This is a genomic window from Candidatus Binataceae bacterium (assembly GCA_036495685.1).
In the GTDB taxonomy this organism is placed as follows: Bacteria; Desulfobacterota; Binatia; order Binatales; family Binataceae; genus JAFAHS01.
In genome coordinates this window covers 1-13,774 of sequence record DASXMJ010000067.1, presented here as the reverse complement: position 1 = coordinate 13,774, position 13,774 = coordinate 1, and the positions used below count along the sequence as shown (strand labels likewise).

Annotated in this window: 13 protein-coding genes; 8 read left to right on the top strand and 5 right to left on the bottom strand. The window is 61.6% G+C overall.

Annotated elements, in window-relative coordinates:
* Positions 1-68 precede the first annotated feature (68 nt).
* Positions 69-1,292, bottom strand: a complete 1,224-nt coding sequence (locus VGI36_07505; GenBank protein HEY2484979.1) for a glycosyltransferase — start codon at positions 1,290-1,292, stop codon at positions 69-71.
* Positions 1,279-1,965: a DUF5752 family protein gene (locus VGI36_07500; GenBank protein HEY2484978.1), complete on the bottom strand. Its 687-nt coding sequence runs from the start codon at positions 1,963-1,965 to the stop codon at positions 1,279-1,281. The genes VGI36_07505 and VGI36_07500 overlap by 14 nt, the downstream gene beginning before the upstream one ends.
* A gap of 47 nt (positions 1,966-2,012) precedes the next feature.
* Here VGI36_07500 and VGI36_07495 point away from each other — a divergent pair, with 47 nt between their 5' ends.
* The 5 genes from VGI36_07495 (at position 2,013) to VGI36_07475 (ending at position 8,400) form a co-directional block, all read left to right on the top strand.
* Positions 2,013-3,608, top strand: a complete 1,596-nt coding sequence (locus VGI36_07495; GenBank protein ID HEY2484977.1) for a trehalose-6-phosphate synthase — start codon at positions 2,013-2,015, stop codon at positions 3,606-3,608.
* Entirely contained in the window at positions 3,574-4,416 is an 843-nt protein-coding gene (gene otsB, locus VGI36_07490) for a trehalose-phosphatase (GenBank protein HEY2484976.1), read from the top strand. The genes VGI36_07495 and otsB overlap by 35 nt, the downstream gene beginning before the upstream one ends.
* 267 nt (positions 4,417-4,683) lie before the next feature.
* A complete protein-coding gene (locus VGI36_07485) occupies positions 4,684-6,162 on the top strand; it encodes an MFS transporter (protein HEY2484975.1) in 1,479 nt (492 codons plus the stop codon).
* A gap of 163 nt (positions 6,163-6,325) precedes the next feature.
* Complete coding sequence (locus VGI36_07480) at positions 6,326-7,564, top strand: aldo/keto reductase (GenBank protein ID HEY2484974.1); 1,239 nt, start codon at positions 6,326-6,328, stop codon at positions 7,562-7,564.
* A gap of 641 nt (positions 7,565-8,205) precedes the next feature.
* A complete protein-coding gene (locus VGI36_07475; protein HEY2484973.1) occupies positions 8,206-8,400 on the top strand; it encodes a hypothetical protein in 195 nt (64 codons plus the stop codon).
* Positions 8,401-8,507: 107 nt separating this feature from the next.
* On the opposite strand, the gene VGI36_07470 is transcribed toward VGI36_07475, so the two are convergent.
* Positions 8,508-9,278, bottom strand: coding sequence for an enoyl-CoA hydratase-related protein (locus VGI36_07470; GenBank protein ID HEY2484972.1), 771 nt, complete (start codon positions 9,276-9,278; stop codon positions 8,508-8,510).
* 138 nt (positions 9,279-9,416) lie between these two features.
* Here VGI36_07470 and VGI36_07465 point away from each other — a divergent pair, with 138 nt between their 5' ends.
* On the top strand, positions 9,417-10,673 hold the full coding sequence (locus VGI36_07465) for a DegT/DnrJ/EryC1/StrS family aminotransferase (protein ID HEY2484971.1): 1,257 nt from the start codon (positions 9,417-9,419) through the stop codon (positions 10,671-10,673).
* A gap of 1 nt (position 10,674) precedes the next feature.
* Positions 10,675-12,072 (top strand): neutral/alkaline non-lysosomal ceramidase N-terminal domain-containing protein, encoded by a 1,398-nt coding sequence (locus tag VGI36_07460; GenBank protein ID HEY2484970.1) that lies wholly within the window; start codon positions 10,675-10,677, stop codon positions 12,070-12,072.
* 11 nt (positions 12,073-12,083) lie between these two features.
* Here the strand turns inward: VGI36_07460 and VGI36_07455 are convergent, their stop codons facing one another.
* Positions 12,084-12,545 carry a GNAT family N-acetyltransferase gene (locus VGI36_07455; GenBank protein ID HEY2484969.1) on the bottom strand — a complete coding sequence of 154 codons (462 nt, stop codon included), beginning with the start codon at positions 12,543-12,545 and terminating at the stop codon, positions 12,084-12,086.
* Between the two features lie 42 nt (positions 12,546-12,587).
* A complete protein-coding gene (locus VGI36_07450) occupies positions 12,588-12,821 on the bottom strand; it encodes a ferredoxin (GenBank protein ID HEY2484968.1) in 234 nt (77 codons plus the stop codon).
* Positions 12,822-12,953: 132 nt separating this feature from the next.
* Here VGI36_07450 and acpS point away from each other — a divergent pair, with 132 nt between their 5' ends.
* The gene (gene acpS, locus VGI36_07445) at positions 12,954-13,346 is read left to right on the top strand and encodes a holo-ACP synthase (GenBank protein ID HEY2484967.1); all 393 of its coding nucleotides are present in this window, start codon (positions 12,954-12,956) and stop codon (positions 13,344-13,346) included.
* Positions 13,347-13,774: the final 428 nt, after the last annotated feature.

The window sequence follows — 13,774 nt, the reverse complement described above, 5'->3', positions numbered from 1 at the left end:
AACAGGCTGAGAACGAGTGAACTTCTCTGCTGCGCTGATTGTCAAGGCGTGCCGGATGGCGGTGCGCCCTAGAGTTCGACCACGCTCTCATGCGGACTTTCCAGATAGAGAAACGCCAGCAGGTAGTCGCGCATGTGACGCGTGAGCAGAAAGTTGTTACGCACGTGTTCGCGGCCGTTCTCGCCGAGCTTGGCCGCGAACTCCGGGGCCGAGAGCAGCATTTTGATCCAGAACGCGGTGCCTTCTACCGTGTGGGTCAGAATGCCTGAGTATTTGTGCGTGATCTGGAGGGGAATACCTCCCACCGCCCCGGCAATCACGGGCTTTCCCTTCCAGAGCGCTTCCGAAACCGTCAGGCCGAAGCCTTCTTTAAGCGACTTTTGAATCACTACGGTCGACGCGCGCTGAATTGCATTGATCTCGACATTGGAGGTTGGCGGCAAATCGACGATATGAATGTCGTTGTCGTCGGACGCGCGTTCTCGGGCCTCCCTGAGCACCTGGGCGCCCTCGGGATCGTCGGTGGCGCCGCCCCCGGCCAGAATCAATTGACAGTCGACGCGCTCACGCGCCAGGCGGAATGCATCGATCACCCCCATCGGGTCCTTGAAGCGGTCGAAGCGCGAAACTTGGGTGACGATCGGCTTATCGCTGCGGATCCCAATTCGCTTGAGGACCTGTTCGATCTCCGAATCGCGCAGCTCCCGATTCTTGTCCGAGAGCGGATCGATGGAGGGTGCGATCAGTACCTCCGGGATCGGCAGCTCGCGGCTGAACTGCGGCGCCGAAAACACACTGAGGTCGTATTTTTCGACCATGGGCGCGATAAACTCCCACGCCCCGGGGGCGGGTGCCGAAACGTCGATATGGCATCGCCAGATCCACTTGTTGGAAAGGTCACGCTTGGCGCGAATCAGGCCCGCGGGCTGGGGGTCGTGAATGAAGACGATGTCCGCCCCCAGGTCGAGCGAAGCAAGATTCTGCTCGGTGGCGTGATTGAAAATCTCGCGGTCCTGCGCGCTGAAGACGTCGTGCTTGCCGTGGAGCGCATTGTGCATGCGCTTGGTGAGATCGAAGAACTCCTGGGTCCCACGAATGACGTCCCAGCGCGCATCGACCCCAACTTCCTGGAGGAGCGGTACCAGCCGATTGAGAATCTCGGCGACCCCACCGCCGACGCGGGTCGAGTTGACGTTCAGAATGCTCCGACCGCTTAGGCGCTCGCCCAAGAGTCTCAGCTCGGCGACGACGCCCTCGCCGACGATGGGGCGGTACTCCTCAAGCCCGGCCACGGCTGTTCTCTTCTAGCTTTTGACCGACCATCCCGAGCAAGCGGCGGCGCAACCCATCCCAGGTATAGGTATACGGATCGACCTTGCGGAACGCTTCCGCGATTTGCGCCTCACCCAGCGAATGCTCGAGCCATCTTGAGAAGTCGTTGTCAGCTCTCTCCAATCGCAGTCGTGCGTCGAACATGTGGTAGGCAATGGAGCTAAGCGAGACGCGCGCCAGGCCCTCGCGGAACTCCGCCAGATTGGTGGCGCGCACGCTGGTTGGCATCACGTAGGATACGGACTCCATGAAGTGAAACTCCTCGCCGGGCGGGGCGGTACGGAGATTGCTGCTCCGGTCAAGGAAGCCTTGGATGACCTTGATCAAAGCATTCCGCAGGTCACGCAGGGTAGGAAACCGAAGCAGGTCGACCGCGGCTAATTCCTCGCCTAAACGCTCCTCGAGCAGGATGTTTGAGACCCAATATGCGAAATCATTTGGCGGTTCCGGCGAAAGAAATTGGTGCTGAACCAGAAAATGGTGAGTATGATGGTAAATCACAGCACCCGGAACGGTGCGCATGTGTTGCACCAATTCGGCTAGATCGCGTGCCCGCAGGCCCGTCAGGAGGGTCAAATTCAGCAACGAACGGAACTCAAAGGGATCGGCGGTATGCTGAGCAGTCGAAGCCATGTGGTGAAGCCCGCGCGCCCGCTCGGTTGCTCAGGCGAGATGATCGGGTGTATCAAGTATCTAACTCCTACATTTCCTCCAACGATTCAACCGAGGTCGCGCCGCGATCAGGTTTGCTGATGTCCGCCGGAAACAAAATCGTTCCGTCACGTCATCCGCGGACTATTTTCCACGATGCGGTGCGCGCCCGCGCGCACCACACCCCACAGCGGGGCTACAACCTCGTGGTCATGTCCAACCGGGCCCCGATTCGTATCGTTCGGGACCTCGCGGGTGAGCGTATCGAGCCGACGGTCGGCGGAGTGGGCAGCACCTTTCAGCGCCTGCTCGAGGAGCACGGCGGGACTTGGATCGCGTGGCCAGGGGGCCGCACCATGCAGAAGCGCGTGGCGATGCCGCCGCACCGCCCGAGTTTTGACCTGGTGTTTGCGGATTTGAGCGAGCGCGACGTTTCCAACTTCTACTATGGCATGTGTAACCAGGGGTTGTGGCCGCTGATGCACTACATGGCGCCGATCTGTCACTTTAATCGCGCGCAGTGGAACAACTATCAGCGGGTCAACATGAACTTCGCCAGCCTGGCTGCGACCGAGGCCTCGTCGTCGAGCGTGGTGTGGGTGCAGGATTTTCACCTGGCGATCACGCCGATGATGATTCGCGCGCGCCGCCCGGAGCTACCGATCGGGCTGTTCTGGCACGTGCCGTTTCCGCCGCAGGAATTGTTCCGCGTGTTTCCCTGGCGTCGCGAGTTGCTCGCGGGGATGCTGGGCAGCGATCTGATCGGGTTTCACACGCCGGCCTATGTGACTCACTTCGAGCGCTCGTGCGAGCGCATCCTGGGAGCGAAGGTCGACTTCGACCGCGAGGAAATCCATTTCGGCGGCAGGACCGTAAAAGTCGGCGCATTTCCGCTCGGGATCGCGGTCAGCTATTTCGAAGAACTGGCAGAAAGTCCGCGGGTGCGCGATCGGGCGATGCGACTGCGTCGTAGCTTCGGCGAGAACCATCGAATCATCCTCGGCGTGGACCGGCTTGATTACACCAAGGGCTTGCTGCAGCGCATTCTGGGCTTTGAACGCTTCCTGGAGCGCAATCCGAGCGCACACCGCAACGTCTCACTGGTCCTTATAGCGGTACCTTCGCGCACCCGCATTCGGGACTATTCCGAGCTAAAGCGCCAGGTCGACGAGCAGGTTGGGCGCATCATCGGACGCTTCTCTTCGGAAGGCTGGGTGCCGATTCGCTATCTATACACGCAATTCGAAACCGAGGAGCTGGTGCCCTACTACCAGGCCAGCGACGTGGCTCTGCTGACCCCCCTGCGCGACGGTATGAACCTGGTCGCCAAGGAATACGTCGCGTCCCGTCCCGGCAACGATGGGGTGCTGATCCTGAGTGAATTCGCTGGAGCGGCCGAGGAAATGACCGAAGCGCTGCTCGTGAATCCATACGACCTCGATCAAATAGCAGCGCGGATCGAGGAAGCGCTGGAGATGCCGGCCAAACAGCAGATCACGCGGATGAGCTCGCTGCGCGCGAAGCTGCGAGCTAATGACCTGGAAAGCTGGTCGACCACCTTCCTCGACTCGCTCATCGGAAGACGCGCGCTTGAGCAGCCCGCCGCCGAGCTTACCGCCGACTGAACAGCCAGAGCCGATTCCGCGTGGATTGCTGACGGCGGTGTTGGCGCGGGGTTCGCTGCTCCTGTGTCTCGATTTTGATGGCACGCTCTCCGAGATAGTCCCCCACCCGGCCGATGCACGTCCCCTAAGCGGAGTCGGCGAAGTATTGAGCGCCCTGGCGCGCGACCCGGCGCGGATTACAGTCGCAATTATAAGCGGGCGCGAGATTGCAGAGGTCCGCCGCATGCTCGGAGTCGAGCGCGGAATCCTTTTCGCCGGGACCCACGGTCTGGAGATCATGAGCGCCGACGGAGTCAGCCGCCTGGCGCCCGGCGTCGAAGCTGCCGAAGCCGATCTCGTCGCGGCGCGTGCATGGCTCGCTCGCAACGTGGCGACCACTGAGGGTTTCGTTATCGAAGACAAGCGGGTCGCCATCGCGGTGCACTATCGCATGGTAGACCCGGCGCTTGCGCACGAGCGGTGTGCCGCACTGCGAAACTTCGTGGAAGCCAAAACACCCGGGTTGCGGATCCTGCGAGGCAAGATGATCGACGAACTGCTTCCGCGAGGAGTCGGCGGCAAGGGAAGGGCAATTCGCACGCTTCTTCAGGAGTGCGCTTACCCCAAATCCGTGCCGGTTTATTTCGGCGATGACACCACCGACGAAGATGCGTTTCAGGAAATTCGCGATGACGGTATCGGGGTGCTGGTGGGTTCGGCGCGACCCAGTTGGGCCCGCTATCGGGTAGCGAGCCCGAGCGAGGTGCGGCGGCTACTGGCGGAGCTCGCGCAGGAGTTGCTCCATACGAGCAAGGCGCCCGCGCGTTGAATTTTCGACTCGGCGGTAACTGCTCGGTGACGCGGCCCACGGACCAAGACCCGCACCCACTTTCCAACCGGCGATACCCGCATGCGACGCGCAGCGCACCGCAACAACGCGACCGAGCGCCCATTTTTGGGTGGAAAATGCCCCCTGCCAACCGCGGTGGTTTCCACGCGTGAGGCGCGCAGCGCTCATCTTCTGCTAGAGATCGCGACCCCGATAGGCTGTAATTCCAACAGTCGCCAACGATAACCGATCTCCTGGAGAAACGTTATGGCCGAGCCTTCCGCTTCTTCATCGCCCACGAATCAGGAAGCCACTGAGGTTTTCGAGACCCTGATTCCCGCCCGGCTCGATCGGCTGCCGTGGAGCCGCTTCCACTTGCTGTTGGTAGTGGGGCTCGGGATCACGTGGGTGCTCGATGGGCTCGAAGTAACTCTGATGGGCGCGATCAGCGCGGTTTTGCAAAGGCACGACGTACTGCATTTTACGGCGGCGCAGATCGGCTCGATCAGCTCGGCATATCTGGTCGGGGCGGTGCTTGGCGCGCTGGTATTCGGCCATCTAACCGATCGCTATGGGCGTCGCACCTTCTTTTTTGTCAGCCTCGGGACCTACCTGATCGGCGTGGCGCTGACCGCGCTGTCGTGGAACCTGACTAGCTTTGCGCTGTTTAGGTTCCTGACCGGGGCGGGAATTGGCGGCGAATATTCGGCGGTGAATTCGGCGATCGACGAGCTCATTCCAGCGCGCCTTCGCGGACGAATCGGTCTGATGATCAACGGCAGCTTCTGGCTGGGCGCGCTGGCCGGGGCGGCCTCGACCGGGTTGATCCTCGACACCAGAATTTTCCCGATCGACCTGGGCTGGCGCCTCGGCTTCGGCATCGGTGCGATCATCGGCCTGGTGATCCTGTACCTGCGTCGATTCATACCCGAGAGTCCGCGATGGCTGATGACGCACGGTCGACGCGAGGAAGCCGAGGAACTGGTGCGCGACTTTGAGGCGGAGCTGGGGAGTGTGGAGAGAGCCCGGCTGGCTGGGCTCGAGGGCGTGGAGCCGCTGAGAATCAAGGTACGCCATGATTTTGGACTCGAGGTGATTGTACGTCCTCTGCTCAAGGAATATCGCGAGCGCAGCGTGCTGGGGCTCTCGCTGATGACCGCGCAGGCGTTTTTGTACAACGCGATATTCTTTACCTACGCGTTGGTTCTCAACCGTTACTATGGAGTCTCGTACGAAAGTACCGGGCTTTACCTGATGCCGTTCGCGCTGTCGAATTTTATTGGTCCGATGGTCCTCGGGCACTTCTTTGACACGGTGGGACGTCGTCCGATGATCGCCGGAACCTTTACCGCGTCGGCGCTGATCCTGATCGTGACCGGATATCTTTTTGAAAAAGGTGCGTTGACGGCGACCTCGCAGACGGTGCTGTGGACGGTGATGTTTTTCTTTGCATCTTCGGCAGCAAGCTCTGCATACCTGACCGTCAGTGAGATTTTTCCGCTCGAGGTTCGCGCGCTGGCAATCGCAATCTTCTTCTCGATTGGAACCGCCGTGGGCGGGGTCGCGGCGCCGTGGTTTTTCGGCGTACTCATCGATACTGGATCGCGAAGGGCTCTCAACGTGGGTTACTTGATTGCGTCGGGCCTGATGCTGGCAGCCGCCGGGGTGGAATTGCGGTTCGGGGTGGCGGCCGAGCGCGCAGGGCTGGAAGCTATCGCCAAGCCGCTGTCTTCCGTAACCGAGTAGTTAGCAGTCCGGCGTTGGGGCAAGCCCCCGTCCGCGGGGTTGTGCGCGGTTCGTCGGTTCAATCGGGAAGCACAAACCGAGCGTGGTTCCGCCCGACCAGATAGTTCGATAGACTCAAAGCGCCTGTTGCGAGCTCGCGCACAAGTCCGGAGGACTAAGGTCTATGGCTGATTCGCGACGAGAGGTTCTCAATCGGCGGGAATTTATCAAGCGTGGCGCGCTGGCCGGAATCGGGGTCGGACTGATCCCGCTCGCAGAGGTGAGCGCATCGACGCCGCCAGCCGGTCCCCCGCAGGTGCGGCGCTACACCACCCTGGGGCGGAGCGGGCTCAAGATTTCGGACATCTCGTTCGGTGGCAGCCGGCTCCATAGCGGCGAGGAAGATATCGTCCTTCACGCCTACGACCGCGGAATCAATTACTTCGATACCGCGGAGACCTATACCGACCACGAGTCTGAACAGACGATTGGCAATGCGCTACGCGGCAAGCGCGACAAGGTCTTCGTCACTTCCAAGGTAATCACCAGCCCGACCGATAGTCGCGCGATGATGATGGAAGCGCTCGAGGGGAGTCTGCGACGACTGCAGACCGACCACGTGGATGTTTACTTCAATCACGCGGTGAACGATGTGGCTCGACTCAAGAATCCGGAGTGGCTCGAATTCACCGCCGCTGCGCGTAAACAGGGAAAGCTCCGTTTCGTCGGCATGTCCGGTCACGCGGGGCATCTCGCGGAATGCCTCGACTACGCGCTCGATTCCGATGGAATCGATGTCTTCCTGGCGGCGCACAATTTCGGGCAGGACCCCCGTTTCTACCAACGCTTCCTCGGTGGCTTCGATTTCGTTGCGCGCCAGCCCGATCTGCCTCGCATCATGGCCAAGGCGAAGCAAAAAAATGTCGGGGTCGTAGTGATGAAGACCCTGATGGGGGCACGGCTCAACGACATGCGGCCCTACGAACAAGGCGGCGCGACCTTCTCACAGGCGGCGTTTCGCTGGGTGTTGTCGAACCAGAACGTCAATGCGCTGATCGTTTCGATGACCAGCAAGGAAATGATCGACGAGTACCTGGGCGCCTCGGGATGGCAAGGCACCGCGGTGGGCGACCTGCGGCTTCTGCGGCGCTATGCGCAGATCAACGGTACTTCATATTGCCGCCAGGCATGCAGCGCGTGCGAGGATTCGTGTCCCAAGCAGGTTCCGATTGCCGACGTGATGCGCACGCGGATGTATGCGAAAGACTATGGCGACCTGCGGTTTGCGCGCGCTGAGTATTCATTGCTGGAGCGCAATGCCGAAGCGTGCCTCACGTGCACCGCAAAACCCTGCGCGGGCGCCTGCCCTCACGGCCTCGCAATCGACAGGCTTACCGCGCCGACGCATCGATTGCTGAGCTAGCTGCTGGCTGCTCCCCTCTTGGGCCATTGCCGATGCGCAGCGCGGGATGAACCAAGCCGCCTTGGTAACCGTCCCTCAGGGGCGCTCACGGGGGGAGAATGACCGTGTGCCCCTCCGACCAAATGGGCCTTCGCAGACTTCTTTCGAGGTCCTCGAGGGGTTCTCGAAAATCTCGCCGATCATTGCCGCTTCTCGTTAAGGTTGGGAGCAAACAGCGCCGTTGCAAGGATCGGCGCTTGATGGCTCCTGCGGTCTTCGCGAGCAAACCACCTACACTCTCGGGTGAAGCAAGTCGAGGTTAAATGCGGCAGGAGAACCATCAATGATCGATAAATTCCGCAGGGTCGTCACCGGACACAACGCGGAAGGCAGGTCCATCGTCGCGCTCGACGGACCTCCGCGATCGATCGTCGGAACCGAACGCGCTGGACTTGGTGAAATATGGATTGCCGACCGGACCCCCGCGGACAACCGAAATCCCGCCGATGCGGGCGCGCGCCCGGTTCGTCTAGAGCCGCCCGTCAACGCGAGTATCTTTCGGGTTCTTTATCCTGGCGCCGACCAACAAACAGCTTTCGCGCCAGCAGCTGGAAGAACAGGCCACCGAGGGATTCAGAGCAATCGGCGGCGAGCATTGCCGGGTGGATACCACACGAGGTCCTGCGATGCATACGACCCGGACCGTCGATTACATTGTCCTGCTTAAGGGCGATGCCAGCCAGGTCCTCGAGCAGGACGAGGTGAGACTGAAGCCGTTCGAGTGGTCGTGCAACGAGGCACGAATCACGCCTGGAGAAACAACGGTAACGAGCCGGCGCTACTGGCGGGGGTGTTGATCGACGCGCTGCCGGTTTAATTTCCCATTGCTGCGGACATCCCGGAAATTCGACCCGGGCTGGTAGTCGGGCCCGGGCCGATCATTGTTGCGAAAGCAGAGCTACGATCAGCGGCCCACGAAATGCGGTTCCCGTTTTTCCAGGAATGAGGCCACCCCTTCTTTGTGGTCTTCGGTCTTAAATAGCTCTGCCAAGCTTGAGCTCACCCATGCGCCGAGTTCGCGCCAATCGGGATCGAGCGCACGGCGCAAACCGTTTTTCAATTTCTGAACCGCCAGGGGGGGATTTGATGCGATCTTGCGCGCGAGCTCGCCGGCCGCCGGCAGGAGCTGGTCGTGCGGAACGACGCGCGACACGAGGCCGATCTGATGCGCTCGAGGAGCGTCGATGATATCGCCGGTGAAGAGCAATTCGGCGGCCATCTCGCGCCCGACCACCTGCGCTAGCCGGCCGATGCCCGGCACGTCGCAGCACAGGCCGCGCTTGATAAACAGCTCACCGAAGCGCGCTTTCTCCGACGCGACCCGAAGATCGGCCATCAAAGAGAGTTCCATCCCCCATCCGATCGCCGCGCCGTTGACCGCGGCGATGATCGGAATGTCGGTATGCAATAAGGCATCCGCGGCGGGGGTAAGGCGCGGCGCGAGATTTGTGACGGCGGGGCGGGCGGAGGCATTGGCCATGATCTGCTTCACATCGTCGCCGGAGCAAAAGGCGGGATCGGCGCCGGTGATGATCAAACAGCGCGCAGTGGAAGTCCGGATGGCATCCTCCAACTCCCGATAGGTGGTAAAGGTCAGCGCGTTGCGCGCCTCGGGGCGCTGCAGAGTGATAGTTGCGACGTGATCGTTCAGTTCATATTTGAGTTCGGTATACATGGCGTCTCTCCTCGCTCGGAAAATGAAAGAATTTCACAGCGGCAAGGAATTCGTCAAAGGCACGGCCTGCGTGCGGCGATCCTAGCCATCGAAGAGCTTTCGCAGGCAAATCGAGCGGCGTAGATTTGAAGCTGATTCATGGCCTCCTCTCTCGCATTGCTGGGCGGTGAGCCGCTGCGCAAACGGCCATTCACGCGCTGGCCGCAATTCGACGATCGCGAACGGGCGCAACTCGAAGACGTGCTGTGCTCCACCACGTGGGGCGGGCACCCATCGCCCAATCGCAAAGCGTCGGAACTGGCGGGTCGATTCGCAGCCTTCCAGGGGGTCCGCTACGCGATCCCGGCCTCGTCGGGCACCAGCGCTCTGGAAGTGGCGATAAAAGCGTTGGGGATCGGCCCTGGCGATGAAGTTATCGTCCCCGCCATCACCTTTGCGGCGACTGCCTATGCCGCGGTTGCTGCTTTGGCACGTCCGGTATTCGCCGATGTCGAGCCTGCTACCGCATGCATCGATCCACAGCGTGCCGAGCAGCTCATCACCCCGCGCACCAAGGCGATCATCCCGGTGCATTACGGCGCTACGCTTGCGGACCTCGACGCCCTGTCCGAGATAGGACGCAAGCACTCGATAGCAATTGTCGAGGATTGCGCGCACGTTCCCGGAGCACGATGGCGCGAACGCGGAGCCGGCGCGTGGGGGAACCTCGGATGTTTCAGCTTTCAGACGAGCAAACCGATGACGGCGGGCGAAGGCGGAATGATCACGACCAACGATCCAGAGCTCGAGCAGCGCTGCCAGTCGCTGATCAATTGCGGGCGACGGCGCCCCGGCGACACCTTCGACGCACCTTTGCTGGGCGCTAACTACCGGATGACGGAGTGGCAGTGCGGGGTTCTGCTGGCGCAGCTGGATCGGCTGCCTGAGCAGATCGAGCACAAGAGCCGTCAGGCCGAGCGCCTGCGCGCCGGGCTGCGCGCCATCCCGGGAATCATCGTACTTGCGCGCGAGCGCAGAGTGACGCGCGAGGTCATTTACCTGTTTCTTTTCCAGGTCGACGAGGCGAGGCTGGGTATCTCGCGCAATCGCTTCTTGCGCGCGCTGCGCGCGGAGGGAATTCCTTGCGGGGTTGCTAACGAGCCGGTTTATCGCTCGGCCCTTTTTCCGATCGCTTCATCGACCTACCGCACGGCCTGCCGCCTGGCGGGTACCGAGGCAGCACAGCTGCACGAGTGCCCAAACGCCGAGCGGTTATTCGAGCAGCAACAGGTTGCGCTCCCACATCAGCTGTTGCTCGGCAACGACACCGACGTTGACGATATTATCGCCGCGGCGGCCAAAGTTGCTTCGTGCGCGGCGCAGCTTTCGACCGCAACCCTGGAGCGAGAATCCTGAGGTGTCGGCTCACCTTCACGCAGGCGCGGCGCGAGTGAAGCTGGATCCGCCGGTGGGCATCGCGATGGCAGGTTACGGCCGCCGCGCCGGGCGCTCGACCGGTATCCATGATGACCTCACCGCGGCCGCACTAGTGGTTTCCGACGGAACCCGCAAGGCCGCGATCGTGAGCGTGGAGGTACTCGCGCTAGGAATCCGGATTTGCGATTCGATCGCGGAGCAGGTCGCCGCGCACACCGACATTCCGCCTGAAGCCGTGATGGTCTGCGCGACCCATACCCATTCAGGTCCGCATTTCAACATCTTCGCGACGCCGCGCGGCGATTCGTCGCCGGATGCTTCCGGGCGCGATCTGAATTGGGAACGCAGTCTGCCCGACAGGATCGCGCGCGCGGTGGTTGAGGCGAACGCGCACCTGCGCCCGGCCGCCGTGGCAGCGGCGGGCGCGCAGTTCGGGCTGGGCACCAACCGACGACTCATGCGCGCGGACGGAACGATTCAGCTCGCGCCTAACTATGCGGGTGCCGTCGATCACGAGCTTAAGGTCCTCGGCTTGTTCACCACGATGCGTGGGGCGGGCGCGATTGCTTTCATGCTCAACTACCCGTGTCACGGGGTGGTGCTGTGTGAAGACAACCTGCTCTATTCGCGTGACTGGCCGGGGTTCGCGATAGATGCGCTGCAACAGGACACCGGTAGATCGGACTCCGCGAGATCTCCCATTGCGCTGTTTACGCAAGGAGCCGGCGGCAACATCGATCCGGTACGCCGCGGCGACTTCTCGACCGGCTGCGAGTGGGGGCACGCCGCGGCCTCGCTTGCGAATGGGGCGCTCGCCCGCGCACCGCGAACCGGTTCCGCCCGGGTGGTCACGCGCCGCCTGCCAGTTCCGATGAAACTACGTGACTTGAGTGCGCGGCTCGCCATCGCGCGCGCCAATGCCCAACAGACCGAGCTCGCGCTTAAGAACCACGCGGGCGTCGGCGGAATTCAGCAAAAGCGGTTGACCGATCAGCATCAGCTGTCACTCAAGGAGCTGGGCGCGGTGGAAGCGCTCGCGGATGCGAATCGTCGCGACCGGCGCGTTGATCAAGGCGGGGGAGAGCTACACACCCATATGACGTTGCTCGCGATCGGCGACCTTGTCCTGGTAGGTGTGCCGGGGGAATTGTTCGCGGAGCTCGGAATCGCGATTAAAGCGAATCCCTACTTCCGCCACACCTTTGTGATGGGCTATTGCAATGATCTGGTGGGTTACATTCCAACTCGCGAGGCGTACGAGGTCGGAGGATACGAGGTAGAAGCCTCCCGGGTGGCCCAGGGCAGCGGCGAACTGCTGGTCCATCTGGCCCTCGCCAATTTGGCCGAAATGCGCCAGGAATCGGCAAAGCTAAAGTAATACTTTAATGTCTATCGCTCGATGATGCCGTCGCGCGAAATGTCGAGCCAGTATGCGACCGCTCCGGCCAACTCCTGCGGTCGCGCCAGGTAGTAATCGGTCTGAGGGCTGCCCTTCAGGGCCGCGGTCAGCTCCTCTAGCGCCGCCCGCTTAAATCCCAAGTGGGAAAAAAAACTCTCCGCACTGATGCCAAACAGATACAGTTGGCGCGCTCCGCGAGTGTGGGCGGCCTGGCGGGCCGCCATGACCAGCCGTCGGCCAATCTCGCGGTGGCGATGGTGCTCTACCACGTAAAGCGATCGCAGCAGCGCGGAGTCGAGAATCGGTTCGACCCCCACCACTCCAACCGCGGCATCCCCGTCGAAGGCGAGCAGATAGCAGGCGGGTGGCCATTCGACGCCGTCGGCGGGCATCTTGCCCTGCTCGAGCAGTTTACGGACGCACTTGAGGTCGCGCGTCTGCTCAATAGTCATTTCACCCGCACGATGCTTTCTCAATGCCAATCCGCTCGCCGCCTACTTTTTGGGTGGGGGAAAGAGCTGCTCCCCGGTTTCTTCATTCACGACCGTGATGGCTTTCACGGGGCAGGAACGGGCCGCGGCCAGGATGGTTGCCTCGGGTGCACCGCCCGGGTTCACCACCTCGGACTTTTCGTCGGCATCGAGCTGGAACACCGCGGGCGCGGTTTCGACGCAATCTCCGCTACTGATGCAGCGCGTTTTATTTACAGTCACTTTGAGGCTTGCCATAGGTTCTCCATGCTGCGATCGACTCACCCGCAGCTTAGAATTGCGCGTCGCCGGCCGGCAAGCGAACCGAGGCCACGAACCCCGATTGAAACGCGCGGCGCGGGAGTCGATACTTTTCGGCGGGATGTGCTGATGGCGAAAATCTTGGGCACCGGCATTGACGCAATTGAAGTCGATCGCATCGAGCGCGCGCTTTTACGCGAGCCCACCGGTGAGCGTTTTCGTGCGCGTGTGTTCACCGAAGGCGAGATCAAGTATTGCGAATCGCGCGGCGTGCCACGCTATCAGAGCTATGCGGCGCGGTTTGCCGCAAAGGAAGCCGCGATGAAGGCGATGGGGACCGGTTGGAACCGCAACGTCGGCTGGAGCGAAATCGAAGTGGTGCGCGAGCGCGGCAAAGCGCCCACTCTCGTGCTGCATGGGAAATCGGCGGCGTTCGCGCGCAAGAAAAACATCAGCGTGTTTCATTTGAGCATCACGCATACGGCGCGCGAGGCGATCGCGCATGTAATCGCCGAAGGGTGACGTTCTTTCCAGTTTTAGGCAGGCCACCCAGCCAACCATCACCAATCAGGCCGAAGAGCTGTCATCGTGGAGAGTTGAAAGAGCGGTGACATGTACGCCAGCCCGCATGGTTAACCGGGTCCGGCGGTCCTTGAAACCTGGGCCGCAAAAACGCACGACACGACCGATGAAGGTGGGTACTAGTGCTTCGCCGTGACACTATGATGCTATGGCCGACCACGCGCTCCCGCCGCATAATCCGGGATCCTCTGTGATCTTTCGCTACGCCTCAAAGGCAGCAGCTGTCTTCCGAATTTCGCCGGGTGGTACGGTTACTCCTCGATCGCGGCCTGATCGATCCCCGGATCGACGCGATGGGCCAGGAAGAGACCTTGTGACGCATTCCGCCAAGCGCAGAAATATCTTCTGCTCCGAAACTCGGTCCGACT